Source organism: Candidatus Wallbacteria bacterium (assembly GCA_028687545.1).
Classification (GTDB): domain Bacteria; phylum Muiribacteriota; class JAQTZZ01; order JAQTZZ01; family JAQTZZ01; genus JAQTZZ01.
The window spans coordinates 133672-159978 of record JAQTZZ010000004.1 but is presented as its reverse complement, the minus strand read 5'-3'; the positions used below and the strand labels follow the sequence as shown (position 1 = coordinate 159978).

Sequence of the window (26307 nt, the reverse complement as noted above, 5' to 3'; positions counted from 1 at the left end):
GAAGATTTCGCGAAACCTGCCGCCTTCCTCGCGCTCCCGCGCAAGCAGCACCGCCTCCAGCGGACGCCTGCCTGAACGGATAGCTTCCAGCACAGGATTGATTCCATAAATAATTTCCATCACAAACTCCTGGAGGCTCCGCCTCCGCACAATCCTTCCAGCTTCAGGAAAAAGTCCCTCGGTTCAGGTATCATTCCCCCCGAATTTTTTCACGAGTTTGATCAGTTCAGCAGGAGGGTTCTTGAGATCCACCGCATTTTTCAAAATTCTTTCCCCCAGCTTTTCGATCTTTTCACTCCGCTTCTGCAACAGATGAACTATCATCCGCTCAGTCAGCTCAATCTCTTCCTGTCTGGCCTGCCTCTCCTTGATCCGCTCCAGGAATCCTCCCGAGCGGGGAGTCAGATCCTGTTGCAGTTTGAAAATATAATCTTTCCTCCGGTCGATGGAGTCATCGACTTTCATGAGTTCCAGAAATTCTTCCGTAGCTTCCGGGAAATCCCAGACTTTTTCCTTCAGGTATTCATAAGCTTTCTCACCGATCTTAGTGGTCAGTTCGAGATCCTCTCCGATGTCTGCTACGGGTGGCTTTTCTTCGCTTGTGGATTTTGACGAATCAGGCAAAGACTCTGCCTGATTCTTCCTGAACAATTCCCGCTTTTTCTGGTATGTGATTTCCTTGTTTTCCAGTAGATCAAGGAACTCCTTCCACTTTTCAAGATTTCTGGGAACCAATGGCGCGATTTTACTCTGATAGAAAAGTTTTACTATCTCCTCGGTCTTTTCAAGAATCTCTTTGCGCAGTTTGGTCTTGTGCAGTTCATACAGTGAAAGCAGCCGCTCATCAAGATAACGGGTGAAGACATTGATCAGCCTCTCCACAAGATCACGGTCTTTGAGTTCAAGCCCGCAGAGCAGCGTGGCCCTGCTTTCGTCCAGACTGACTTCTTCCATGAGCTGCAGAGCGAGCAGCCAGTCTTTTTTTTCCTGGAGGTAGGTCAGGTCCTTCAAAGCTTTCCCGCAGAGCTCCTCTCCCAGTTCGACCATGGCGGACATCGCAGAGTATTTATATTTTGTACCAAGCAGCGGGATCAATACAGCCGCGCTGCGAGTCACTTTAACTTTCCCGAGCATCTTGATGCACAAAAGCTTCAATGGTTCAGGCAGTTCCCGCATCAGGATTTGAGCAAGCCTCTCGGAAATAAGGGAATCAGAATAATTCGGTGCTGCCTTTAATGCTGCCCGCAGCACGATCACATCCCGCTCACGTTCCAATGCGTCCAGCAGGTCCCGCTTGTTCTGCTCGGCATGGAACAGATTCACCAGGTAGATGAAATTGAGCTTCTCCCAGCGATCCGCGACCTGACTCCATCTCCGTCCCTTCAATTCGTCGGGATCCGGATCCAGCGGTCTGAGTGAGTATTTAACCCTGAACTTGTTCAACGTGTCTTCAATGGAGGCTTTGAAATCATCTTCCATGATGAAATTCATCACTGACAGACGCTTCTCTATCATGATCGGGATTCCGGGAGGCAGGTCCCCCAGACTCAGTAGCGTGTTAAGGGCGATCGTCCGCACCTCGTCGAACTGGGCCTGCAGATCAGCAAAAATCTTCTCCACCTTGTCCCTGAGTTTGCGTTCATCTTCAGCTATTTTCACGGGTTCCACCTGGGCTTCCTCCCGGTTACGCAAGGCGCTCAGTTCCTTCTGCAGCTGGATGTTTCCATCGTAGGTGACGTCTTTTGCCAGTTTCATCAAGTCATCCACATTGAACTGAAGCAGAAGATTCTGATAGATTTTTTTGCCCTCTTCACTGGATTCCATAAATATTTTTTTGCACCAGTAACAGCGATCCGAGGCTATCGGTGGAGTATGCCTGGAAAAATCCTCAGCCAGTTTTCTGAGCACGATTCCCCCGATTTCTACCAGAGTACGGGCCGCCTGGTTGCGGATCGCCCAGTTTCCGTCCTCCAGAGCCTCATTCAGGATCTCAAAAGTAGCAGGATCGCGGAATTCATAGAACAGCATCATGATCAGTGTTTTGATGCTGAGATTGTCGCCCTTCATGAAACGCTTGATCGGTTCCAGTGCCAGCCCCTTGAGTTTCAACAGCACCTTGATGCTCCAGTGGCAGATGTTTTCATTGTCATCGCGGAGAGCTTTGTCAAGGCTTAAAACGAGCGGCGCGATCGCCAGCTGCCCCTTGCTGACTGCTATTTCATAAGCCTGTTTCCGGATCAGCCAGTAGTTGTCGTCAAAGGCGCGGATCAGCAGAGAAAATATTTTCTCGGAATCTATGCGATTCAGCGCCATCACGAGATAGTTGCGCAGATCTACGTCATCGCTGGATTTATCGTATAATTCGCTGAAAAAAGGCAGTATCTCCTGCTGCCCGATCCTGGCCAGAATCTGGGAGCACCAGTATGTGATGTCATTATGAGAGGTCTTGACCAGCTCGTTCTCCAGGAAGGGCACAGCCTCCTGCCCGAAATGTTCAAGGACTTCGGCAGCCTGCTTGCGGATCACCCAGAGATCGTCGGACAGGCAATGGATCAGTTCAGGGATGGATTTGACTGATTTCCGCTCGCCCAGCGCCATGATTGCGAAATATCTCTCCTTATGCTTCTTGCTTTTTAAAAATTTGAGGAGCAGGTCCAGTTCGCGCTCAGCCAGGAGCTTCCCCAGTATCCTGATGATCCAGTATGACTTGTCTTCATTGGAATGGCGGAAGTTCTTGACCAGCAGTTTCGCGGCTTCCGGAATCTTCACAATGATATCCGCAGATTTTTTCCGCACAGACCATTTCGGGTCTCCCAAAAGGTCAATTAGCAGTGGAATTCGCTCCGGGACCTGAAGTTCCTCCAGGGTATCCAGGGCATAGATGCGTATGTTCTTATCAGGGCTTTTCAGGTATTCCGACACTAGTGCCAGAGCTTGTGGATTCAGGAGATACCTGGAAACTCTCAAAGACCAGAAAGCATGGTCCAGGTGATTCAGATTCAATGAATCTTTAAGGGCTGCGAAGATCTCGTTCGTCGAAAATCCTGACAGTGTCTCAGCTGATTTTTTTCTGATTTCCCAGTCCGGATCAGTAAAATGGCCGATCAGGATCCGGATCAGTTCCTGTTCTGGAATGCTGCGCAATTCATCACGCTGGACTTTACCGGAAAGATAAGCTTTGACAGAATCGTTTTGATTCATTTTTCTCTCCTCAAATGCCGTTCCAGAAATTGCCCGGTGAAGGACTTTTTTTCCGAGAGTATGCCTGGCAGCGGACCGTTGAAAACAACCTGTCCTCCCGCCTCGCCGCCTTCAGGACCAAGATCGAGAATGTAGTCGGCCACTTTGATCACGTCCAGGTTGTGTTCGATGATGATCAGGGTGTTGCCTTTTTCCGAAAGTTTCTGAAGCACTTTAATCAGCTTGTCTACATCGGCGAAATGCAGGCCTGTGGTCGGCTCATCCAGCAGATAAATGGTATCACCGCGGGAAACTTTGGTCAATTCACGGGCCAGCTTGATGCGCTGGGCTTCACCGCCCGAAAGGGTGGTTGCCGGTTGACCCAGTCTTATGTAACCGAGTCCCACTTCCCGCAGCGTTTCCAGATAGCGCCTTACATTAGGGAAGGGCTGGAAAAGTTCCCAGGCCTCGTCCACTGACATTTCCAGGATTTCACTGATGTTTTTCCCTTTGAAGGATACGGCCAGGGTCTCGCTGTTGAAACGACGTCCCTTGCAGACTTCACAGGTAACATAGACATCAGGCAGGAACAGAAGTTCGATCCGTTTGCGTCCGCCCCCCTGGCAGGCCTCACAGCGTCCGCCGCGGACATTGAAGCTGAATCTGCCTGGTCCGTATCCTCTTTTTTTGGATTCAGGCAGAGAGGCAAAAATATCCCTGATCCCTGTAAAGCCGCCGGTATAGATGATGGGATTGGAGCGCGGTGTGCGTCCGATCGGGTCCTGGTCGATGTTCAAAATCTTCTGGATGCCGCTGCTCCCGGTAATTTGCTTGAATCTGCCCGGCTTTTCGCCTGTGCCGGATATTTTGCGTTTCAGTCCTTTATAGATAATCTCGTAAAGCAGAGTACTTTTGCCTGACCCGGAAACTCCAGTGATTACCGATATCTTTCCCAGCGGAAAGCGGACATCGATGTTCTTAAGATTGTGCTCCGCTGCGCCCGTAAAAGAAAGAAAACCTCTCTTGAAACTGAGATCTTTTCCAGATCCGGACTCGATTTTCAGATCCCCCCTCAGATACTTTGCTGTGACGGATTTTTCTACACCTATGACATCTTCGGGTGTCCCGGCAGCCACAATATAACCGCCCAGTTCACCGGCACCCGGGCCGAAATCCACTAGAAAATCCGACTCACGCATCGTCTCTTCGTCATGTTCCACCACGATCACAGTGTTGCCGAGATCACGCAGTTTCTTCAGAGTGTCAAGCAGCATTTTATTGTCTTTCTGGTGCAGTCCGATGCTTGGTTCGTCCAGCACATAAATCACTCCGGTCAGGCCTGATCCGATCTGGCTGGCCAGTCTGATCCGCTGGGCTTCGCCACCCGACAGTGACGGTGCACGCCTGGACAGGGTGAGATAATTCAGGCCGACATTTGTCAGAAACGACAACCGGCCGGTAATCTCCCTGAGTATCACCTGGGCGATCCTGGTTTTCTCTTCCGACAGGTTCAACTCCCTGAAATACGAAAGCAGCTTGTCAATTGAAAGGTCAGTCAGAGCATGGATGTTTTTCCCGCAGATCCTGATCGCCAGCGCTTCCTTGCGGAGCCTGGCTCCCCTGCAGTCAGGACAGATCTCCTCTTCCAGGAATGAGTCGTAGAATTCCCGATTTTCCTCGGAACTTGTCTCGTGATAAAGCCTGTAGATGGAATTGGCCAGGCCCTCGTAACGAAGTGTGGTGCGTTCTTTCCCCTTTCCCCAGGTGATCTCCACCTTCTGGTCTCCGTAAAAAATGGCCTGCCTGGCTTTTTCCGAAAGCTGCCTGTATGGCGTATCCATCGAAAATTCGATCTTCCCGGCCAGCGACGACAGCAGACGATAGTACCAGGAATCCTTTTTGTCCCTAAGCTTGCCGAAATAACGCAGAGCGCCGTCATGCAGAGAAAGACCGGGATCTGCGATCGCTTTCTCCACGTCGAATTTTTTGATGTAAGCGAGTCCATGGCAGCGCTGGCACATTCCGAGCGGTGAATTGAAGGAAAACAGCTGTGGATTGAGTTCAGGAAAGGAAAAGCCGCATTCAGGGCAGCTGTGATGCTCGGAAAACAGCAGTTCTTCGCTTTTATCAGGAAGCCTCAAAATGAAATTGCCATGCCCTTTTTTAAGGGCCAGTTCGACTCCTTCTGCAATCCTGGCACGGTCATCGGCCCTGATCCTGAGCCTGTCGATCACGATCTCGATGGAATGCTTGCGCTTCTTGTCCAGTTCAGGGATCGCGTCTTCCAGATTAATGATTTCCCCGTTCACTCTGGCCCTGAGAAAACCGTCACGCTTAATCGTTTCGAAGAGTTTCCTGTATTCGCCTTTGCGTTCGCGCACAACAGGAGACAGGAAAATTGCCTTTTCCTCAGGATGCGACAGCACCCGCTCCACGACCTCGTCCAGCGTATACCCTTTGATCGGAATGTTGCAGTCAGGGCAATACGGTTCACCGATCCGGGCGAACAGGACCCTTAGAAAATCATAGACTTCGGTGATCGTTCCCACTGTGGAACGGGGATTGTTGCTGGCTTTTTTCTGCTCGATCGCAATCGCGGGAGCAAGTCCTTCCAGGGATTCCACTTCAGGTTTCTCAAGCTTGCCTAAGAATTGCCTGGCATAAGCCGAGAGAGACTCGATGTAGCGCCGCTGCCCCTCCGCATAAATCGTGTCAAAAGCGAGGGATGATTTCCCTGACCCAGAAACACCAGTGAAAACGATCAGCCTGTTCTTCGGGATTTCCAGGCTGATGTTCTTAAGATTGTGCTCACGCGCCCCTGTGATTTTAAGCAGATCCATGAATACTCCTGACGCGGCCGTGGAAAACAAGGACAGACACAAGGGTCTGCCCCTGCATATTTATCTTGATTCAGTCACCAGCACCTTGACCTGTGACGGACGCAGGTAATAGTCGTAATCAGGCGGCACCGGTTCTCCGCCCCATTCAGGAGAAACATCCTGGATAATCCTGGCATCCATGATTTCATACAGATTGCGCATGTAAAACCTGGAATGATTGTTCGGATTCTTATTGATCGCGATCAGGGCGTGCTGCTTCTTGAAATGCTTCATAAAGCAGTAAACTTGAGGATCTTCGCTCTTGATTTCCACCAGCTCGGAATCGTGATGAAAGATGGGATACTTAAGCTTGAGTGAATTCACCGAATGGATGTAACCGGTAAAATCAAAATTCATGGTTTCCCAGTTGAATGGAGTAGTGGAAACAACATCCAGCTGATTCTTGAAACCATATTCAAATCCGATCGGCACCATCAATCCGCTGCTGTACGTGGCGGCAAAGAGGTACTTTTTTTTGATCTCCTGCACATTCCCCGACAGTTCACGATACAGCCTGGGAGTATCATGGCTTTCCGGAAAGCTGATCGTGCTCGTGAATTTGCGGAAGCGGTTGTATTGCACAAGGCACCATGGTTCCACAAAATCCCAGTACTTGGAGCTGTTGAAAATATAGTCAAACCCCGCCCGGGCTGTCTTTGCCGCCTCGACAGGGGTGCAGCCGAGAGTCTCTGCCACGAAGATCAGATCCTGTTTCTCGGATTTCGCGGCTGAGATCAGGTATTCCCAGAGACCGGAAGGTACCTGATAAGCAGCATCGCAGCGGAAGCCGTCGAATCCGAGTTTAAGAAGGTGCAGCACGAAATCGCGCCAGTATTCCCACAGGTGCTTACGGTCAGGGGAATGGAGGTTGTCAAGTTCGGCCAGATCCCCCCATTCCACGATTTTTACTTTTTCCTTGTATGCACCGGGATGGGTAATGCTCCCGTCCTTTTCGTGATGGTACCAGTCCGGGTGCTCGACTGTCAGAGGACTGTCGATCGAGGTATGGTTGATCACCAGATCGATGAGTACCCTCACTCCCTGATCATGGCATTGCTTTAAAAACGCCCTCAATTCAGCCTCCTGGGATCTGACATCAGCAGTGCGGAAAAACAGCGGGTTGTACTGGTAATATTCCTTGATGGCATAGAGGCTGCCTGATAACCCGGCGTACTGGATCGGATTTACGTAAATGACATTGAATCCCATTTCCGCGGCTCGTTTGGAGTGAGCGGACCAGTTTTCAATATAACCGAGCAGTCTGGGAAAAAGATTGTAAATCAGAATCGGTTGCAACATCAATCCTCCTGGAGCAGTCCGTATTTTTTCAGTTTATACAACAGGGCTGTCCGATTCAAGCCAAGCTTTTCCGAAAGCTGGGTCTTGTTGTTGCCGAATTTTACGATTGCATCCCTGATCAGGTTACGCTCGTAACTCTCGACACGGTCTTTGAATTCAAGCCGATTGTCGTCTTCAAGCCTGCCCTCGGTTCCGGAAAGCCCCAGGTCCTGCAATCCGATCTCGCCCTCCTCGCAGAGCCAGACCGCCCGCTCCACCATGTTTTTCAATTCACGAACATTTCCAGGGAAAGAATATGTCTGTAATGCCGACAAAGCTGAATCGGAAAATTTCCGGACATTTTTCCCGGAGTTGACTGAGAATGAATTCAGGAAATACTCGGCCAGGGGCATCACATCGCTTCTTCGTTTGCGCAACGGAGGGATCACGATTTCCAAAACTTTCAGCCTGTAATAAAGATCTTCCCTGAAGCGGCCTTCTTTCGTCATCTGTTCCAGATTCCTGTTGGTGGAAGTGATCACCCTGGCATTGGACTTGAGGTTTTTAGCGGATCCCAGTGGATGGAATTCATGCTCCTGAATCACTCTCAGCAACGCCACCTGCATCCTGGGAGATATCTCCCCGATCTCGTCCAGAAGCAGAGTTCCATCTTCAGCTTCCACGAAAAAACCCTGATGATCCCGCATTGCGCCGGTAAAAGCACCTTTGCGGAAGCCGAACAGTTCAGACTCCAGCAGATTTTCAGGCAGGGCTCCGCAGTTGACGGCCAGGAATTTACCGGTCCGGCCGGACAGTTTATGAATCAGCTTCGCCGTGATTTCCTTACCTGTACCGGATTCGCCTGTCAACAGCACCGGACTGGGTGCCCTGGCAAATTTTCCGCACAGAGAAAGCAGGGTCTTTGTTTCCAGGCTTTCTCCGATGAAATCCTCTATGGCAGGATTCACTTTTAAAGCACCGGACTGAGCCATCAGTACCCCACTGATTTTCTGTTCCAGTTCGGTGAGTGGAAAAGGTTTGATCAGGAAATCAATCGCCCCGCTGCGCATCGCTTCCACGGCTGTCTCGACAGTACCAAACGCAGTCAGGATTATGAACGGGATCTGGAAATGTTTTTCATGGCAGGCCGACAACAGGCTCAGTCCGTCCATTTCGGGCATTTTCAGGTCCGAAACAATCAGATCCACCTGTTCCTTTTCCAGAACCTCCAAAGCCTGGCGTCCGCTCGCAGCCTCCAGCACAGAAAATCGCCTGCCTGACAAGCCGTAGCGGATGGCTCTCCGCAGATTCTCTTCGTCATCCACGATCAGAATCCGGTATTCGCTCATACAAACCTCTGATATGGGAGGGTAAGTTCCACCCTGCAGCCGTTGTTCTCCAGATTGCTGATCGCTAGGTCACCCAGATGTGATTTCATGATCTGATAGGAAATCGACAATCCCAACCCTGAACCCTGGGATTTAGTGGTAAAGAATGGCTGCAGTACTCTGTCCTGTGATTCTCTGATCCCAGGCCCTGAGTCCTCGAACACAACCTTCACCTGCTTCCCTGCCACTTCGGTCCGGATCAGGATTTTTCCATCAATGCTCTTCTCCATGATGGCCTCCACCGAATTCTTGATCACATTCAAAATCACCTGCTTGATCTTGGCCGGATCAAAGTAGAATTCGTCAATGGCTGAGGCCTGAAAATTAAATTCGATCTTCTCATAAGATTTTCCGAATTCAGCGACCGCTTCCCTGAGCAGCCTGTTCAGATCCTGTTTTTCAGGGGTCAGCTGGGGCGGTCTGGAAAAACTCAAAAAATTGCTGACTATTGCATTTAAACGCTTTACTTCCTTGAATATATATCCCAGATATTCAGCCTCAGGCTCTCGATTCTCCACTTTCCGCGACAGGAGCTCTGCAAACATGGAAATTGAGCTGAGCGGATTCTTGATCTCATGTGCCACTCCGGCTGACAAAAGCTGCCATTCCTTGATCCGTTCATTGTACTCAAGCTCCTTTTCATGCCGCCGCTCGATGCCTTTCTCGGTCTCCATGCTGATCAGCAGAACCAGGGTCACAGCGCTCAGCATGAAATAGATCAGAAACACGTAGGTGAAATATGGCTTGATCAGGTCCAGTTCTCCCTGCGGAATCACTGTGTTGTAATAAAAAATGTTGCGGTCTTTTCCGAACATCCTGAAATAATGCAGCCTAACATCGGTTCCGCTTTTGTCGAAATCGAAGAATTCCTTGCGTTTTTCCAGCTTATCCTTGTTCTTTTCCAGTATTTTCCTGACTCCAGCAGTAAGTGCCAGCTTTTCAGCAGTATCCCGATTCAAAAGATCAGTCATCGCTTCTTCACTGTCGGTTATCAGAAAAAGCTGATCAAACTGGGAAAGTGCCGAGGGTGGCATATTTTGAAAACCAGGTCTGAAAAGCCTGCGGCTCTGCACGAACTGCTGGACTTTTTTCACTTTGTCGGGAAGGCTTCTCAGCCAGATGCGCTTGGAGATGTTGAGCGGGGGATGAACAATGAAAAAATAAAGCAGCAGGGTGTAAAGTGTCTGGCAAATCAGAATCCGTCCTATCAGTGATCTCATCTCATCCTTTCCGGCCGGTCTGCCTGCTCCGGAATCCCAACAGATAAATCGTCATTCCAGTCAGCACTCCGACCAGGCTGAGCAGCTGGCCGACGGACAGACAGCCGAAATAAACGCTTCCCCTCGGATCACCGCGCAGAAATTCGATCATGAATCTGAGTATGCCGTACAGGATCAGATAAAGGCTGAAGTTTTCGCCGTGGAAGCGGCGTTTCCAGAGCATCCGGTACAGAATCACGAAGATCAGAAGATCCCCGGCGCTTTCAAAAATCTGAGTCGGCAGGCGAAGAAGCCCGTCCCGCAGCTCAGGAAAAACGATCCCGTAAGTATCAGATACCTGACCATAGCAACAGCCGTTCAGGAAACAGCCGATCCGGCCGATGGACTGGCCAAGTGCCACCACCGGGACCACCGCGTCGGCAAGCTCGAAAAAATCGTAATGCCTGAGCCGCGCAAAACAATATCCTCCGATCAGACCTCCGATGAAACCGCCGTAAAAGACCAGTCCGCCTTTGTAAATTTTGAAAATTTCCAGAGGATTGTCCAGAAAATAGCTCCCGCTGTTCAATACATAGAAAATCCTGGCTCCCAGGATCGAACTGACAATGATCACCAGTGCCAGATCGTAAACCAGGTCCACAGTCTTGTTCATGCGCACGAAGATGCGCCTACTGAGATAGATCCCGGCCAGAAATGCCAGGGCAATCATCAGGCCATAGGAATACAGGGTGATCGGTCCCAGTTTAAACAGGATCTGATGCAAACTTCACCTCTTTTTTCTCTCTCAGGATATACCAGAAAATGAGCACAAGTCCAATGTCAATGGACAGATCTGCCAGGTTGAAGATCGGAAATCCCCTGAGATGGATAAAATCAATCACATAGCCCCATGACAGGCGATCAGCCAGATTTCCAAGCGCTCCTCCAAGTAAACAGCCATAGGCTAACTTCAGGTAGGCAGGTTTATGACTGCAGTCGCAACTGAGGATGAAGAGGATGATGATGGCGCTCAGCGCCACGGCGATGAACAGCCATTGCTGGCGCTGGAAAATCCCGAATGCGGCGCCGAAATTCTTGGTATATTCCAGTCCGAGCAGGCTGCCCAGCAATGGCTTCGGGAGAAGCCCGCAGAGCTGGTCAGTGGCGATCCGCTTAGTGTACCAGTCCCCTGCAAAAAGCAGGAGGGCAGGAAGATAAGATATAAATCCCCGGCGAACTATCCTGACTGATCTCCTGAGTACAAAAAAAGGCCAGACTGAGACTAAACCGATAATTACGACCAGTCCGAGCAGAATATACAGCAGCACCCGTTTCATGCACCAAGTTCACCGAGGCATCTGGGGCAGATCTCTTTTCCGTTCAGCTGTTTATACTGCCAGCAGCGTGGGCACTTGTCGCCTGGAGCTTTTCTCACCAGAAACTGATTTTTCCTGCCCTCGTCCCAGATCGCCTTTTCTTCAGTCCCTGGTTCTGTCCTGAGCGAAACTTGAGATACGATCAGGATTTCTCTGAGGCAGTCCAGATTGCGTTCAAGCAGGGCTTTGTGTTCTTCCGAATAGATCAGGATTTCGGCGTCCAGTGAATGTCCGATCAGTTTTTCAGTACGGGCGGCTTCCAGAGCTACGGCAGCGGATATTTTCAGGGACGACAGCAGATCGAATCTGGCTTTCAAACCGGTATCCACCTGAAAATCCAGTAGAGGCCAGTTCGAAAGATAGACGCTTTCTGTTTTTTCGCCCGGGATGTGCCGCCAGATTTCCTCAGCTGTAAAGGAAAGGAGCGGCGCGATGATCGTATTCAGGGTCATTAAAAGCTCGTAGATAGATGACTGCGCGCTGCGCCTTTTCCTGGAATCGGTCTTAGAAGTGTAAAGTCTGTCCTTGATGATGTCCAGATAGAACGAACTCAGGTCCAGGGCGCAGAAATTATTGAGAAGCTGCAGGATCTTGTAGAACTCATAGGATTCATAGCAGGCAGTCACTTTCTCAGTCAGATCCTTCAATCTATACATGATGTAACGGTCCAGTTCCTCCCTTTCATCCAGAGGGACTGCATCCGAGCGGTCAAAATAGCGGTTAGCTGCTTTGTCGTAAAGATTGGCGAGCAGAAATCGCACGGTATTGCGGATCTTCCGATAGGAGTCAGCCATCTGAGCCATGATCTGCTTGGAGATCCGGATGTCTTCCTGATAGTCACTGGAAGCCACCCAGAGTCTGAGCACATCTGCTCCATATTGCTTTATCATTTCTTCGGGGGCAATCACATTCCCCAGCGACTTGGACATCTTCCTGCCATCCCCGTCCACTACAAAACCATGGGTAAGCACATTCCTGTAAGGCGGTTTGTCAAAGGCCGCCATCGAAGTCAGCAGCGAAGTCTGGAACCAGCCCCTGTGCTGGTCTGAACCTTCCAGATAGAGATCTGAAGGCCAGGACAGGTCCGGCCACTGGTTGAGCACCGCCCAGTGAGAAGTTCCCGAATCAAACCAGACGTCCAGGATGTCCCGCTCCTTGCGGAACTTGATTCCACCGCATTTCGGGCATTTGAATCCTTTGGGGATGAAGCTTTCAGCAGATTCGGTCCACCAGCAGTCGCAGCCATCTTTTTTTACCCTGGCGATCACATTGCCGATGATTCCCGGGTCCAGGATGGCCTCTTCGCAGGACTCGCAATATACAGCCGGGATCGGCACTCCCCAGACACGCTGCCTGGAAATGCACCAGTCCGGACGATTGGCGATCATTGAAGTGATGCGGGTATACCCTATTTCCGGGATCCAGCGCACTGTTTCGCAGGCCTTCGAAGCATCATTCCTGAGGTTTCCTTCTTCCACGCGGATGAACCATTGCGGGGTGGCACGGAAAATCACAGGCTTCTTGCAGCGCCAGCAGTGTGGGTATTGATGGACAATTTCAGCAGATCCAAGCAATGCCGATTTTTCTGCCAGGATCTTTACAACATCCGGATTGGCGGCTTCGACATGCTTCCCTTTCAGAGAAGGAAAACCGTCGTCAAACCTGCCGCGTTCATCCACCGGAGAAATAATTTCCAGATTGTATTTCTGCCCAACGCTATAATCTTCAGATCCATGGCCGGGTGCCGTGTGCACACATCCGGTACCTGTCTCCAGGGTCACATGCCCCCCGAGGATCACGAGGGATTCACGTTCAATAAATGGATGGGCTGCTTTCAGCCCTTCCAGGTCCCTGCCTTTGTATTTACCCGTGATCTGTGCTTTCCCTGGTTCAAAGTTCACTCCCGCCAGGAATGAGCTGTAAAGTCCTTCAGCTACTATGTAGACAGCGCCTTCATAGGCAAAAGAAACATAGTCGAAGTCCGGATGCAGGCAGATCGCCACATTACCTGGAAGTGTCCAGGGCGTAGTGGTCCAGATCACGAAGTAGGTTTCAGCCGGCAGGTCACGGAAGCTGTCTTTCAGCTTGAATCGCACGAAAATCGAGGGGGATTTGTGGTCTTCATATTCAATCTCTGCTTCGGCGAGCGCAGTGACGCAATGGGGACACCAGTGTATCGGCTTGCGGTTTTTGTAAACAAAGCCACGTTCAACCAGCCTTAGGAATACTTCAAGTTCCTTTGCTTCGTATTCAGGCAGGAAAGTGAGATATGGATTCGCATAGTCGGCAAGCGTACCCAGCCTGACAAACTGCTCCTGCTGGATTTTCTGGAATTTAGAGGCATACTCTCTGCATGTTTTCCTGATCTTCAGAGGATCAGTTTCTCCCTTGAGCTGTTCCATGGCCTTGAGTTCTATCGGGAGGCCGTGGGTATCCCAGCCGGGTGTATACGGCACATGGAAGCCACGCAGGCTTTTGTACTTGACTACTATGTCCTTAAGTATCTTGTTCAAGGCAGTTCCGATATGGATGTGTCCGTTGGCATAAGGAGGTCCGTCGTGGAAAATGAACTTGGGATTCAGGCGGTTTCTGGACATGACCTTCTCATAAAGTTTTATCTCGCTCCAGTATTTCAGAATCTCAGGTTCGCGTTCAGGAAGGCTCGCTTTCATGGGAAAATCGGTCTTGGGAAGATTCAATGTATCGCCGTAATCCATAATAACCTCCTCGAAATCGAATTAAAACATATCATTTTATGCCCGGCAAGGCAAGATATTCCAGTTAAACGAATGTTAAAAAAGAAGAATCAGAACCGCTCGGCTGCAGGGTTGATTTCCTTCTGCTTGCTGCTTCTGAGCTGTCCCTGTTGGTCCCAGATATAGACTTCCTGAAAGTTTTTAAGTGTAATATCCTTGATCCCGAGTTTATCAGTGAATTTCAAGGCCCCGCTCTGAACAACTATCCGGATCGGGTGGTTGGCTTTGAAATCATCAGAGGCATGGATACTGTCAATCTTGACCATGGTTCGGACCAGGTTTTCCAGTACTAATTTACCGAGCGGAGTATTGATCTCCATCCCGCCCTTGCCTTTCGGAAGGCAGACCACCAGTTCCCCGCTCTGAAAATCTATCTTTAAATTCAATGCCGAGTATTCAGGATTATCGGATTCAGCCAGGGAAATGCCTGTCAATCCAATTTCAGTCTGCCCGAACAGCTTGACATAGCTAAGATCAGGAAACTTGGCAACGACTTCCGCGGAGTCGCTGGTCCTGAGTTTGTCATTCTCTGCAAACTTCTGGTTCGGGTCGAGTTTATCGTAAAATCCCGTGTCTTTCTTGAAAAGTTCCACTTTGCCGATGATGCCTTCAAACGACCCGCACATGCGCTCTACTGTAGTTTTTTGATTGCTCGCCGAAGCTTTAAAATAGATCATCATGCTGAAGCCGATGATCACGAACAGGAAAATCGTCAGAGAAAGCATCATCAGGCGGAACTGCTTTTTCTTGCTTTCCTGCTCTTTTTCTTTTTTTTCGACTTTTACCCGTTGGGTGCGCTTGCGCCTTCGCAGCTCAGCGCTTTCCACATTCACATTGGACCAGTCAGCCACTTTAGCCCTCCGAAATTTCCTGTAGGGCTTAAAACTACAGGTTCTAGCTTGCTTATAATAAATCCATCACAAATCCAAAGGTCTGTTAATGTTTTTTACCACACCAGGGTCATTGATTTCAACTGTGAGCACTTTCTCCAGATTTTTCCAGACGACCTCTCTGGCACCAATCTCAAGCGAAGCTCCCAGAAGTGGACCAAAATACCCTTTCCCGAAAACCACAGGGTGTCCTTTTTCTTTCTTGTAAGTGGGGATCAGGATCAGGTCAGGATTTTCCCCGTGAACTTCTTTCAGCCGGATCAGAGTATCCACTTTGACCAGCGGGTGATCGACAGGATAAAGCATGATCGGGACAGGATCCCCGAGGAAATTCAACGCTTTCTTCAGGGATGAAAGCGGACCTGCCTGAAAATCCTCATTCCTGACCAGATCCAGATCGAGCTTGGAATAAATCGGATGCAACAAATCGTAATCGCAGCCCAGTACGAGCAGAATCCGCTGAAATCCTGCTGATTTAAGATTATCAATGATCAGGTCACCGAATCTTCTGCCTGCCAATTCAGCAAGAATTTTAGGTTTTCCCATGCGCCTGGACTCGCCAGCTGCCAGTATTACGGGAATCAGGTTATTCAATGCGATAAGCCTTCTCGCCAACCACCAGGATCATCTTGTCTCCTAAAGACAGGAACGCTGCCAGCGAGGGGTTTTCCTTGATCAGGGCAAAATATTCCGAACTGAATACTTTGATCAATATTTCTTTCAGGCCTTCTTTGTACTGTGTGTCCTGCCAGAATTCACCCTTTTTAATAAAAGTCCTTCCCCCGACAGCCTTGATGCCTATTTTTTCGGCTTCCTTTCTGCTCTCACCGGCAATTCCGCCTCCCCAAAGCTCGTTCAGGCTCTTGCTGAGGGCTACCGCTCCTGCCCCTGTCGCATCCATCCTGGACTGAAGCACTTCACGCTCCCGCTCGAATTTCTGGTCTTCCACCACCAGAAATGAGGTATACGGAGTGACAATCCCGTATTTCAGGGCGAGCTTTTTGATTTCATCGATTAGTTCGCGATTGCTGCCGTTTTTCCTGATCTGATCCAGCAGATAGGCTACCCTTCTCTGTGCGTAAAGGAGAGGCAGAAAGCTCTCTTCCATGTCGGATCCGCCAAGATCCCACGAATATTCGCCGGTAAATTTTTCATCGCCATGCCTGCCGTTCAAGACCAGCGCCAGCTTGCTGCACTTCTGGCACTTCCCTACAAGCAGCATGGGGCTGCCCGCGAAAAGGTCAGGAATTGCACCGGGGTAATGTTCTACATCTGAAGGTTTGAAGGAAAGTGAGATCCCGGTGAGAACCGGGGAACTGATCTTCTGATAAAAAGATGAAATCTTCAGTTCCATTTCCTCCTCTTCGGAGAGATAATCGCTCGCCCCGCCATTATCAGAGGAGAGATTATCAAGAAGGTATGAATTAAGATCAGCTCCGATACCCAGTGTAAAAATCCTGGATCTGATCTGATTGAGTTCCTTGGTTTTTCTGAGGATTTCACCTGGTTCCGTCAATTCAAGGGTCGGTTCGCCGTCTGTAATAAAAACAAGATAATGGGGAAGTTCAGCTTTGGAAAAAGAATTCAGCGCCTGCTCCAGGGCTCCGGAAATATTGGTGCCTCCAAGGGAACTGATTTTGTCCAGAAATTCGCAGGAATTCTTGATGTTTTCCGGATCGGCCGGCAGTACCTTTTCTGAAAAGGCTTTCACCGAAGTGGCAAAGGTGAGAAGGTTGAAGCTGTCAGCGGCCTTCAGACTTTTCAGGCAGAAATTCAGTGCTTTCCGAGCCTGGTCAAGTTTTTTCCCGACCATGCTGCCGGAAGTGTCCAGTGCGAAGATGATCTCCTTGGTCACTGCCTGAACATTCGATTGATCAGGCGGGAAAATGCTCAGCAGAAAATAATCGTCCGCTCCTTCCCGATAGGAAATGAGTGAGGAGGAAAGTTCCTCGCCCAGAGTAAAATATGCCGTGAAATCGTGAGTCGCTTCGAAATTCCGGGCTTCGAAAGAGGCTTTAAGCCCGCCTTTTACATCAACCCGGTCCAGCTTGAATTCAGGGGAATACAGTCCTGCGATGCGTCTCTTCTGCTTCACATCCAGGCTGATCCTCAAAAGCGGGATATTGTCCCCGGCGTTGTGTTCGATCTTCAGAGGATAGAAATACCTGAAAGTCCTGGCATCACCCTTCAGAATCTCGTTATATTTCAGTACAATCCGCTTTTCCTCGCGGGGTTCGATCGGGAATATCGAGACCTTGAACAAACCCTGCCCGTAAAATTCCAGCAGAGCAGGATCACGGATTTTCCTGACTATTTCCTCGAAAATCGCTCTTGCTTTCTCTCGCTCCAGAATCTCGCCCTTTTGCAGCACTCCACCGATTTCAAAAGAAAATTCGCTGATGCTTGCGCCCACTGGAAGCGGAAAAATGTAAAGTCCTTCGATGCGCCGGTTAGTGGGATTCCTGAAGATCTCGTCCACCGAAGTTGTGGCGTGATTTTCCACTATCCGCACATCCACCAGGTGCTTTTCCAGCTTGAGATAAGGTGGTTCGGTGTCGATCCTGTCCGGGATCACGATGATTCCATCCGCATGGCAGAAGATTGAAGTGAAGAGAAGCAGCAGGATAAAGATTCGTTTCATCAAATCCTCCGAAACATTTTGTCCAGTGCACGGACCCCGATTCTGATCATCACAGGCCGTCCATGGGGACAGAAAAATGGATTTTTGAGCTTCTCCAACCCCTTGAGCAGTGAAATCATCTCGTCCGGCCGCAGGGGATCGCCGTTCTTGACCGCTCTGTGACAGGCAATCTTTTTGATCAGCTCTTCTTTCAGGAAATCGTAATTGTCTGAACCTGACTGTTTCATCACCTCAAACAACTGTTCGACTTCCTTTTGATTTACAAAGGCAGGAATTTCCGTGATCCTGATGGTATTGCCTCCGAAATCCTCCAACTGAATCCCGACTTTGGCAAACGCTTCCCTTCGTTCAAGCAGACTGTACTTAGCGGGTGGGGGAAGTTCCCGCACCACAGGAATCAAGAGTGGCTGGGAAGTCAACCCGACCAGATACATTTCCCGCAATGTTTCGAACAGGACTTTCTCGTGAGCAGCATGCTGATCGAGCAGGATCAGTTCGTCTTTCCATTCGCACAGGAGATAAGAGTTATTGAACTGTCCAATGATCCTGGCTTCTGAAAAATTGAAACGTTCGCTGACAATTTCAGGCTTGAATTCCGGGCTGAGCGAAAAAGGGAACACGGCTTCGCCGGAATTATTTGGCCTGTCCTCAGGAAACAGTGACCCTGTGACCGGCCCCGTTTCTCTTGTCAGTTCAATCCTTTCCCGCTCCAAAGTGCCGCCCGGATTATAAGAATGACTGCAGGTCAGTGCCAGGGAAACGGCTTTGACGATTTCGCCGAAAATTGTCTTTTCATGGACAAACTTGATTTCAAGCTTTGACGGGTGGACATTAATGTCGAAATGTTCTGGGGCGATTTCGAGGCACAATACGGCGGCTGGATATTTATTAACCATCAGGTAACCGCGGTATCCTTCCAGCAGAGCGGCCAGCAGAAAATTGCTCCGTATGTATCTCCTGTTCACAAGGAAATAAATACTGCCGCTTCTGGGATAGCTCAGATTCGGTTTTCCAACGAACCCTCTTATTTTCAGCGGATAATCTCCGGCAGCATGATTAACTTCCACGACATTGTCGCGGACTTCATTGCCAAGGGCGATTCCCAGCACTTCCTGCAGGCTCAGGTTGCCTGCAGTTTTGAGCTGCACCCGGCTGTTGTTGACAAGTGTGAAAGCCACTTCTGGAAATCCAAGCACATATCTGAGCAGAATTTCCAGAATCCCGTGGCTCTCGGCATGTGCGGATTTCAGGAACTTCTTTCTGGCAGGAGTATTATAGAACAAATCTCTGACTGTGATTGAAGTGCCTTCATTACAGCTCATCTGCTGAATCTTTTTCAGCTGTCCGCCCTCGATCCGCAGATAATTTCCCAGTGTGGAAGTATGCTCCCTGCTGTATACATCCAGTTTGGAGACACCTGCGATCGATGGAAGCGCTTCACCCCTGAAACCAAGAGTGTTGATCCTGTAAAGATCTTCCTCGCTGCCCAGTTTGGAAGTGGCATGCCGCTCAAAGGCCAGCAGCAGATCTTCATCCTGCATCCCGCAGCCGTTGTCAGCGACCTGAATCACTTTGGAGCCGCCATCCTTGATCTCGATCGAGATCCTGGAAGCCTCTGAATCAAGGGAATTTTCCACCAGTTCCTTGACTACATTTCCCGGACGTTCAATGATCTCGCCTGCTGCGATCTTATTGATCAGTTCGTCGTTCAGGCGAATGATTTTACCCATCTCAGAAAACCTTTCAAGATTGATGTAATTATTCTACTATATTTTCCAGGTTCACGCAGTACCTGAATCTCGCGTTCAGCAAAGGGTCCACCCGGGATCGATGCTTCGCCGCTGCAGTCCTTTTCCGGATTTATGGATGTGGTAAGCCGCCAGCGCGATCATGCCGGCATTGTCCATCGCCCATTTCCGCTCAGGCATCAGGACCTGAATTCCATGCTTTTCTCCGATCTTCAGACAACCGCTGCGCAGAAAGTTGTTGGCAGACACCCCTCCCGCAATCAGCAAGACTTTTGCTGAAAATTCCGTCAGGGCCTGCTTGATTTTGACAAGCAGCGGGTTGATCGCGGCAGTCTGAAAAGAGCAGCAGATGTCATTCAACCGGAAACTGTTCCGCTCAGTGAAGCTGCAGACTGCAGTCTTGAGCCCGCTGTAAGAAAATCTGTAATCCTTTTCTTTCAGGAAAGACTGGGGGAACTGATAGAGAACCGCCCCGCCCTCGGCTTTCTGTTCGATCTGCGGGCCGCCGGGATAATCCAGCGAAAGAAACCGGGCCACTTTATCAAAACATTCCCCCACCGAGTCGTCGATCGTTTCGCCAAGCATACGGTAACTGTGAGGACCCAGAGCCAGGATCAGAGCCGTGTGCCCGCCGGAAACAAGCAGGATCAGCCAGGGATAAGCAGGCAGCGGCGAACCATCCAGGAATACTGAGAAAACATGGCCTTCCAGATGATTCACCGGCAGGCAGGGGCAGCCAAGATGGGCTGAGAGGCCTGAGGCGAACTGGGCACCCACCAGCAGCGATCCTGAAAGGCCGGGGCCGAAAGTAGCGCCGATCAGGTCCAGATCTGAAGTCAGGACGCCGGTTTCAGAAAGCAGACGGTGGTAAAGGGGAATTATCTCCTTCAGATGCTCGCGGGAAGCCACTTCCGGAACTACCCCTCCAAAACGCTGGTGGGTGACTGTCTGTGAAGAAGTCAGGCAGCCGACCAGCCGTCCATCCCTGACCAGAGCCAGGGAAGTGTCATCACAGGAGGTTTCCACGCCAAGTACATTCATGCCTAAACTCTAGTTGAAAAGCGGTATTCAGTCAAATCCGGCGGAAATAGTTAAGGATTTTCTCGCTTTTTTCGATAATTCCTTAAAAGAACTCTTGCCGGGAGAAAATATGAAAAAATTCGTCTTTTTAGCGCTTCTCAGCCTGATCGCCACGCTGGTTTTGGGAAGCGAGGTCAATAATGATCAGGAAAAAGTGCTGGAACAGATGGGATTCAAGAACTACAATCCAGAGCAGGGCAAACCGGATCTGCAGAAGCCCGGTCAAAAAAAGATGGAAAAGGCAGCTGCCACAAAAGAGATAAAGCCCTCAGAGGAAGAAGCCACGGTCAGCGGCGGGGATGTCTTCGCCACAGTGATCGGTCCTTGCGGATACATCACAGTTCCCACCCAGAAACTGCTCAACACCCAGACCTGCAATGCCGGAATGCATGTATATTATCCTTCCAGCCAGGGCAAAGATCGCCTGGCTGAATACATGAAATTCAACTATGGATTCAATGAAAACTTCGAATTCGGGGCAACCAAATGCTTCACCACCCTTTCGGGAATGTCTAACCTCGACCCTTATTTCAGCTTCAAGGCGAGGCTGAAGGAAGATTTTATCCTGGGCGGCATTCTGGACACTTCTTCGCTTAAGGATGACATTAAGTACAAAAATTCATATTACTTCGCCTGGGGTCAGGACACTCCCAAATGCTCTTATACCCTGGGTGGCGGCATCAATACAGGAAAAAAGAATTGTTTCGCGCATTTCGGCAGTGCCAACTCCAGCGATTCTCAAAGAGGCTTCTTCCTGGCGGGAAGCAGCTTCAAACTGTCCGACAATCTGCAGGCCCTGATGGATTTCAACGGGGATTTTTACAGTTACGGGCTCAGATATTCCGAAGGAAATTTCGCCATTGATATGGACGTGATCCAGAAAGCCGACAACCTTGCTCTCCTCCCGATTTCCGGCGGCAGCAAGACCGTGTTCGGGCTGAGCATGAACTTTTAAGGAGGGGAAATGCGGAAGCTTCTGTTTTTTACACTGCTCGGAGTTCTTTCGTTCATAATCGCAAGCTGCAACGGGGATGGAAAAGATACGCTGGCCAGCAAATTCACGACTGCCACCTCTAGTCCGGGAGTGGTTTCCACCACAGTCACCAACACCACGACCACCAGCACCCAGACCGCTCAGAAATATGCGGATGTTTACGGGATAGTCACCGATAATTACGGCATTCCGATCAACGGAGTGATGATTGAGATGACTTCAGTGAACAACTCGTCTCTGATCTATCAGGCTCAGACAAAATCCGAAACTAAAGAAGTGACATTCGGAACTTCAGGTTCGATTCTGACATACAATTTCATGGTCAGCAGCATGGTCAGCGACGTCTATACTGTTAAAATGAATAAAGCCGGTTACATGGAGAAGGACTTCCTGCTTCAGATCCAGAATGAAAATACTTTCTTCACGGCAGAAGTCTATAACAACCTGTCCACCAACCTGGGCGTGATCAGCGCACATTACAATGGAAACAATGATCTGCCGTCAGCAGCAGCCAATGTCAAAGAAATCGTCCTGTCCAATTATCTGACTCAAGACGGGCTCGAAGTCTCCAGCACCCCAACCATGCAGATTATTCTTCCCCCAAAGGGCTATGTTGCAGGAAACTTCAAATTTGAGAATCTGCCTGAAACAGTCGAATACATAAAAAAAGTGATGCACCCGGACGGGTCGACCGAAGAATATCAGATGAAGACGCATTACAGGATCAAGCTCAGCATCCTCAACAATGCCACCGGGCTCCAGGAAAATGTGGCAGGGGACGATATCAACGTCAAAGCAGGCGAAACAACACTTGTGGAAATTTTCCCGGCATCCCAGAATTCAGTGGCTACGATTCCTAATCTAGTCAGCCCTCCCAACACCAGCGAAGTCTATGAGGAAACTCCGATCTTCTCATGGGAATCAGTCAGCGGAGCCTCGAAATACGAACTGGTCGTTGCAGAAGATGTCGACAATGATGATTCGTACGAACCCTCAGACCCGATCGTCTGGCAGTCAATCATCAAAAACTCGACATCTATTATTTACTCCCAGATCAATCAGGACACACCTCTGGTTTACAATTCCAGCACTCTCGGTATTTATACGGGAAATATCCCTGCGCTCAAGGAAAACACCCGGTATTTCTGGTGTGTAAGGGCTGAAGTAATCTCATGGAAGTCCCCCAGTTCGGTCTTTAGATTCGTGAAGAGGAAGATGACGCCGCCACAGCCGATCTCGCCTGAAAACGGCAGCTACATAGCCAGTTTGAATCCGAACTTTTCCTGGTCAATGAGCTCAGGCTGCAATCAGTATGTGCTGGAACTGGCTTCCACTCCTGAAGTCAACGGTTCGATTGTAAAATCTGTTTTCTGGCAATTTACTGATGTATTGTTGAATAACGTGATTGCCATCAATAAAACCTATACCGGAACAGTGTCGCTCACCCGTGGATGTACTTATTATTGGAGAGTTGCAGGGTCTGTAGCCCACAATATTCCAACCGCCTGGTCTGAGTGGCGTTCCTTCACGCTCCTGCTTGCTCCACCTGCGCCGGTATTTGTTTCCGCCACATACCATCAGGCATCCGGACTGGTTCAGCTGCAGTGGACGACGGCATTGGGTGCTGACGTTGATGCTATGAATGACGCGCATGTCTCAGGGTTCAATGTGGATCAGGTAGACACTGAGATCAAACCTGACTGGATCATGTACTGGGATACTACTACAGCACCCCCATATTCATACAGTACGACCGTCACCACAACCGAAGCCCATACTTTCCAGGTTACCACCTGGTCTACTGCAGTTGTGGAAAGCGGCTCGCGCTCAATCAGTACTGGAGACATGACACAAGCGCCATGATTGATGGTCTAACTTAACACTATTACTCGGTTACCCTCCTGAAAAAGAGAGAGCACTAAAAAAGCTCTCTCTTTTACTTTAGAACCGGTTCCAGTTTGGCCAGTTTGCCCTGAAAAGGCGGCCTTACAATCCCGTGCTCTGTGATGATCGCGCTGATCAGCTCTGCCGGGGTCACATCAAAGGCCGGATTTTTGACTTTCACGCCCAGGGGAGCGATTCTCTTCCCTCTGATAGTGGTGATTTCGCACTCCGGCCGCTCTTCGATCGGAATCAGCTCGCCTGATTTCAAGGTCAGGTCAAAAGTGGAGACAGGGGCTGCCACGAAAAACGGGATGTTGTGATACGAAGCCAGCACAGCCAGGGAATAAGTGCCGATTTTATTCGCAGTGTCCCCGTTTGCCGCGATGCGGTCTGCGCCTACAATCACTTTCCGGATTTCACCTTTTTTCATCATATATCCGGCCATATTGTCACAGATCAGATAACATTCGATCCCCATTTTCATTATTTCCAGAGCCGTGATTCTGGCTCCCTGGAGATAAGGTCTGGTCTCATCGATGAAAACCCGGATCTTTTTCCCGGATTCATGGGCTGACCGGATCACTCCCAGAGCCGTCCCCCAGCCGGCTGTGGCTAGAGCCCCGGCATTGCAGTGGGTCAGTATCCCGTCACCGTGGGCGATCAGTTCAGCACCTGCTGCGCCGATCTTTCTGCAGAGGCTCAGATCCTCGCAATCGATCCGGACCGCTTCCCTGAGCATCAGTATCGCTATCTCCAAGGAAGGCAATGCTGAGTTGGAATAGAGTTTTCTCATCCGCTCCAGCGCCCAGGCCAGATTCACGGCTGTCGGCCGGGTGCTGCGCAGAAGCTCGGCTGAGCGCTCCATTTTTTTTACAAAGGCGCGGTTACCCTCAAATTCCCGTGCTGCCAGAGCCATCCCATAGGCTGCAGTCACACCGATCGCAGGAGCCCCTCTGACGATCATTTTCCTGATCGCCCGTGCCACCTGTTTCACGGTTCTGCAGGGGATGTACTCGATTTTCAGGGGAAGTTTCAACTGATTGAGGAGAAAGAGGGTCCCATCTTCGAAATAAAAGGTTTTAAGATCTTTCCTTGCGTTCGTCATCTTCAGTCTCCAGAAGGTCATGATAGCGCTTGATCACGCCCAGGAGTTCGTCGCGCACCAGTTTTTTCTGCCGCTTCAGCATCCTGATCTTGTTGGTGAGTTCCCTGGCTTCCTGCCTGGCTTCCTCCACTACACGCTCTGCGTTCAATTCAGCCTCGCGCAGAATGATGTCGGATTTCCGGACAGCGTCCTCCCGGACTTCGGTCGAGGTTTTCTGCGCTGAAACCAGGGTCTTTTTCAGGTTTGTTTCCATTTCCGCATAGCCTGCGAGCTTGTTTTCCATCAGGCCGAGCTTCTTTTTAAGAGCCTGGTTTTCAGCGAAAAGCTTCTCATAATCCTGGGAGATGCGGATGATGAATTCTTCCACCTCGTGGACATCATAACCCCGGAACGACTGATTGAACTTGATCCTGGACAGTTCAATTGGGGTAATCATATCGTCTTCCTTTTCATGATGTCTTGCAGCCGGATTGAAAGGCAGAATTTCAAGTGTTGAATCTTGAATTTTAAATTACAGATTTGACACGCCATCTTGATTTTTTCTCCATTCAAAATTCAGCATTCAGCATTCAACATTTTGGATCTCTGCACTTCATCCCATCCTCAGGAGATTGATCACAACCTCCATCAGGAGATTCAGCAGAAAAAAGGCGATCACCGGGGAAAGGTCGATCCCCATGCCGTTCATGGGCAGTACAATTCTCAGGCGGGATAATAATGGTTCAGTGAAATCATGGACAAAATCGGAAAAACTGTTCCCCCGTTCCTGGCCGAGCCAGGAGAGGACCACTCTGATCCCGATCAGCACCTGGAAGCTGATAAATACCGCTACGATCAGCCTTTCCATCAATCCTTACCGAAGATTTCTTCTTCCGGTTTTCCCCGTTCAACTTTGAAACTGACAAAGGAGGGAGCGAAAAAGAAAGTGTTTTCGGAAAGTTTCTGCAGGTTGCCGTTGAGGGCATAAATCGTACCGCAGACGAAATCGATCGCCCTTTTGCGCTCGTCTGAGGTCAGCCTGGACAGATCAGCGATCACTCCCTGCTGTTCCTTGAGCCTGGTAGTAATCTTGACCACCTCATCATAATTGGCAATCGCAAGCACGCTGACTTCGAGCTTGAGCTTCGGTGGAGCGGGTTTATTTTCGGCAGGTTCCTCCTGCTCATCCTCTTCATAATCCTCAAAAGTGAAAAAATCCCAGACTTTTTTGAGAAACTTGTTCACTTACCCTCTCCTTTCACCGAATATTCCACGTCCGATTCTTATAATGCTGGTACCTTCATTGAGAGCGATCTGAAAATCGTCGCTCATTCCCATTGAAAGATATTTTACAGCAGTCTCTCCCGTATCTTCAATAATCTGCTTAACTTTTTTCAAAGCCCTGAAAGAGGAAATGATCGGTTCCCTGTCTTCAACAAACGGAGCCATTGTCATCAATCCCTGAAAATCGAGATGTTCGAGTTTCAGGATTTCAGAGACCAGCAAGGGGGCAGCAGCGGTCTCCACACCCTGTTTCCCTTCTTCAGGGGAAGTCTTGACTTCAAGCAGCACTTTCACAGTCAAGCCGGATTGGCCTGCCCGTCTGTCGATTTCGCAGGCAAGGCTGAGACTGTCCACTGAGTGCACCAGGAACACTTTGCCGCAGATGTATTTGACCTTGTTCTTCTGCAGGCTCCCGATGAAATGCCAGCGGATGTCTGCCGGCAGAACCGGGTATTTCGACTGGAATTCCTGCACCCGGTTTTCTCCGAAATCCCTGATCCCGCAATCATAAGCGGCCTTGATGGCTTCCACTGTCTGGTTTTTAGAGACCGCAACCAGAATCGCCTCAGGGTTCGCTGAAGCGGCAATTACAGCTTGGATCTTCCTGATGTTTTCTGCGATGACTGCCGGAGTCTCCATGGCAGCA

Annotated in this window: 20 protein-coding genes; 2 read left to right on the top strand and 18 right to left on the bottom strand. The window is 49.8% G+C overall.

Going from position 1 to position 26307, the window contains the following annotated elements:
* Positions 1 to 183 precede the first annotated feature (183 nt).
* The 13 genes from PHW04_03255 to tsaD all read right to left on the bottom strand — a co-directional run bounded on the left by PHW04_03255 (position 184) and on the right by tsaD (position 20376).
* Positions 184 to 3201 (bottom strand): HEAT repeat domain-containing protein, encoded by a 3018-nt coding sequence (locus PHW04_03255; GenBank protein ID MDD2714895.1) that lies wholly within the window; start codon positions 3199 to 3201, stop codon positions 184 to 186.
* Complete coding sequence (uvrA, locus tag PHW04_03250; GenBank protein ID MDD2714894.1) at positions 3198 to 6020, bottom strand: excinuclease ABC subunit UvrA; 2823 nt, start codon at positions 6018 to 6020, stop codon at positions 3198 to 3200. Before uvrA ends, PHW04_03255 begins: the two co-directional genes overlap by 4 nt.
* A 60-nt stretch (positions 6021 to 6080) precedes the next feature.
* Positions 6081 to 7358: an alpha-amylase family glycosyl hydrolase gene (locus tag PHW04_03245; GenBank protein ID MDD2714893.1), complete on the bottom strand. Its 1278-nt coding sequence runs from the start codon at positions 7356 to 7358 to the stop codon at positions 6081 to 6083.
* Positions 7358 to 8686, bottom strand: coding sequence for a sigma-54 dependent transcriptional regulator (locus tag PHW04_03240; GenBank protein ID MDD2714892.1), 1329 nt, complete (start codon positions 8684 to 8686; stop codon positions 7358 to 7360). Before PHW04_03240 ends, PHW04_03245 begins: the two co-directional genes overlap by 1 nt.
* Positions 8683 to 9945: a histidine kinase dimerization/phospho-acceptor domain-containing protein gene (locus PHW04_03235; protein MDD2714891.1), complete on the bottom strand. Its 1263-nt coding sequence runs from the start codon at positions 9943 to 9945 to the stop codon at positions 8683 to 8685. The genes PHW04_03240 and PHW04_03235 overlap by 4 nt, the downstream gene beginning before the upstream one ends.
* A gap of 1 nt (position 9946) precedes the next feature.
* Positions 9947 to 10708 (bottom strand): prolipoprotein diacylglyceryl transferase, encoded by a 762-nt coding sequence (lgt, locus tag PHW04_03230; protein ID MDD2714890.1) that lies wholly within the window; start codon positions 10706 to 10708, stop codon positions 9947 to 9949.
* Complete coding sequence (lspA, locus tag PHW04_03225; GenBank protein MDD2714889.1) at positions 10689 to 11261, bottom strand: signal peptidase II; 573 nt, start codon at positions 11259 to 11261, stop codon at positions 10689 to 10691. Before lspA ends, lgt begins: the two co-directional genes overlap by 20 nt.
* Positions 11258 to 14017 carry an isoleucine--tRNA ligase gene (gene ileS / locus PHW04_03220; protein MDD2714888.1) on the bottom strand — a complete coding sequence of 920 codons (2760 nt, stop codon included), beginning with the start codon at positions 14015 to 14017 and terminating at the stop codon, positions 11258 to 11260. Before ileS ends, lspA begins: the two co-directional genes overlap by 4 nt.
* A gap of 89 nt (positions 14018 to 14106) precedes the next feature.
* On the bottom strand, positions 14107 to 14907 hold the full coding sequence (locus tag PHW04_03215) for a hypothetical protein (GenBank protein ID MDD2714887.1): 801 nt from the start codon (positions 14905 to 14907) through the stop codon (positions 14107 to 14109).
* A gap of 66 nt (positions 14908 to 14973) precedes the next feature.
* A complete protein-coding gene (locus PHW04_03210; GenBank protein ID MDD2714886.1) occupies positions 14974 to 15540 on the bottom strand; it encodes a nucleotidyltransferase family protein in 567 nt (188 codons plus the stop codon).
* A complete protein-coding gene (locus tag PHW04_03205) occupies positions 15533 to 17587 on the bottom strand; it encodes a VIT and VWA domain-containing protein (protein MDD2714885.1) in 2055 nt (684 codons plus the stop codon). The genes PHW04_03210 and PHW04_03205 overlap by 8 nt, the downstream gene beginning before the upstream one ends.
* On the bottom strand, positions 17587 to 19317 hold the full coding sequence (gene mutL / locus PHW04_03200) for a DNA mismatch repair endonuclease MutL (GenBank protein MDD2714884.1): 1731 nt from the start codon (positions 19315 to 19317) through the stop codon (positions 17587 to 17589). Before mutL ends, PHW04_03205 begins: the two co-directional genes overlap by 1 nt.
* Before the next feature lie 75 nt (positions 19318 to 19392).
* Positions 19393 to 20376 carry a tRNA (adenosine(37)-N6)-threonylcarbamoyltransferase complex transferase subunit TsaD gene (gene tsaD / locus PHW04_03195; GenBank protein MDD2714883.1) on the bottom strand — a complete coding sequence of 328 codons (984 nt, stop codon included), beginning with the start codon at positions 20374 to 20376 and terminating at the stop codon, positions 19393 to 19395.
* Positions 20377 to 20485: 109 nt separating this feature from the next.
* On the opposite strand from tsaD, the gene PHW04_03190 reads away from it, so the two are divergent.
* Both PHW04_03190 and PHW04_03185 read left to right on the top strand, forming a co-directional pair.
* Entirely contained in the window at positions 20486 to 21370 is an 885-nt protein-coding gene (locus PHW04_03190) for a hypothetical protein (protein ID MDD2714882.1), read from the top strand.
* 9 nt (positions 21371 to 21379) lie between these two features.
* The gene (locus tag PHW04_03185) at positions 21380 to 23272 is read left to right on the top strand and encodes a hypothetical protein (GenBank protein MDD2714881.1); all 1893 of its coding nucleotides are present in this window, start codon (positions 21380 to 21382) and stop codon (positions 23270 to 23272) included.
* A 73-nt stretch (positions 23273 to 23345) separates the two neighbouring features.
* Here PHW04_03185 and mtnA read toward each other — a convergent pair whose 3' ends face one another.
* The 5 genes from mtnA to PHW04_03160 form a co-directional block, all read right to left on the bottom strand.
* Positions 23346 to 24398, bottom strand: coding sequence for an S-methyl-5-thioribose-1-phosphate isomerase (gene mtnA, locus PHW04_03180; protein ID MDD2714880.1), 1053 nt, complete (start codon positions 24396 to 24398; stop codon positions 23346 to 23348).
* The gene (locus PHW04_03175; protein MDD2714879.1) at positions 24373 to 24834 is read right to left on the bottom strand and encodes a DivIVA domain-containing protein; all 462 of its coding nucleotides are present in this window, start codon (positions 24832 to 24834) and stop codon (positions 24373 to 24375) included. The genes mtnA and PHW04_03175 overlap by 26 nt, the downstream gene beginning before the upstream one ends.
* A gap of 156 nt (positions 24835 to 24990) precedes the next feature.
* On the bottom strand, positions 24991 to 25245 hold the full coding sequence (locus PHW04_03170; protein MDD2714878.1) for a YggT family protein: 255 nt from the start codon (positions 25243 to 25245) through the stop codon (positions 24991 to 24993).
* Positions 25245 to 25622 carry a cell division protein SepF gene (locus PHW04_03165; protein MDD2714877.1) on the bottom strand — a complete coding sequence of 126 codons (378 nt, stop codon included), beginning with the start codon at positions 25620 to 25622 and terminating at the stop codon, positions 25245 to 25247. The genes PHW04_03170 and PHW04_03165 overlap by 1 nt, the downstream gene beginning before the upstream one ends.
* Positions 25623 to 26300: a YggS family pyridoxal phosphate-dependent enzyme gene (locus PHW04_03160; GenBank protein ID MDD2714876.1), complete on the bottom strand. Its 678-nt coding sequence runs from the start codon at positions 26298 to 26300 to the stop codon at positions 25623 to 25625.
* Positions 26301 to 26307 lie beyond the last annotated feature (7 nt).

Bases quoted from the DNA above. Each gene is read 5' to 3' on its own strand.
- PHW04_03255 (MDD2714895.1), bottom strand. From the start codon at position 3,201: ATGAATCAAAACGATTCTGTCAAAGCTTATCTTTCCGGTAAAGTCCAG.
- uvrA (MDD2714894.1), bottom strand. From the start codon at position 6,020: ATGGATCTGCTTAAAATCACAGGGGCGCGTGAGCACAATCTTAAGAAC.
- PHW04_03245 (MDD2714893.1), bottom strand. From the start codon at position 7,358: ATGTTGCAACCGATTCTGATTTACAATCTTTTTCCCAGACTGCTCGGT.
- PHW04_03240 (MDD2714892.1), bottom strand. From the start codon at position 8,686: ATGAGCGAATACCGGATTCTGATCGTGGATGACGAAGAGAATCTGCGG.
- PHW04_03235 (MDD2714891.1), bottom strand. From the start codon at position 9,945: ATGAGATCACTGATAGGACGGATTCTGATTTGCCAGACACTTTACACC.
- lspA (MDD2714889.1), bottom strand. From the start codon at position 11,261: ATGAAACGGGTGCTGCTGTATATTCTGCTCGGACTGGTCGTAATTATC.
- ileS (MDD2714888.1), bottom strand. From the start codon at position 14,017: ATGGATTACGGCGATACATTGAATCTTCCCAAGACCGATTTTCCCATG.
- PHW04_03205 (MDD2714885.1), bottom strand. From the start codon at position 17,587: ATGAAACGAATCTTTATCCTGCTGCTTCTCTTCACTTCAATCTTCTGC.
- mutL (MDD2714884.1), bottom strand. From the start codon at position 19,317: ATGGGTAAAATCATTCGCCTGAACGACGAACTGATCAATAAGATCGCA.
- tsaD (MDD2714883.1), bottom strand. From the start codon at position 20,376: ATGAATGTACTTGGCGTGGAAACCTCCTGTGATGACACTTCCCTGGCT.
- PHW04_03190 (MDD2714882.1), top strand. From the start codon at position 20,486: ATGAAAAAATTCGTCTTTTTAGCGCTTCTCAGCCTGATCGCCACGCTG.
- PHW04_03185 (MDD2714881.1), top strand. From the start codon at position 21,380: ATGCGGAAGCTTCTGTTTTTTACACTGCTCGGAGTTCTTTCGTTCATA.
- mtnA (MDD2714880.1), bottom strand. From the start codon at position 24,398: ATGACGAACGCAAGGAAAGATCTTAAAACCTTTTATTTCGAAGATGGG.
- PHW04_03175 (MDD2714879.1), bottom strand. From the start codon at position 24,834: ATGATTACCCCAATTGAACTGTCCAGGATCAAGTTCAATCAGTCGTTC.
- PHW04_03170 (MDD2714878.1), bottom strand. From the start codon at position 25,245: ATGGAAAGGCTGATCGTAGCGGTATTTATCAGCTTCCAGGTGCTGATC.
- PHW04_03160 (MDD2714876.1), bottom strand. From the start codon at position 26,300: ATGGAGACTCCGGCAGTCATCGCAGAAAACATCAGGAAGATCCAAGCT.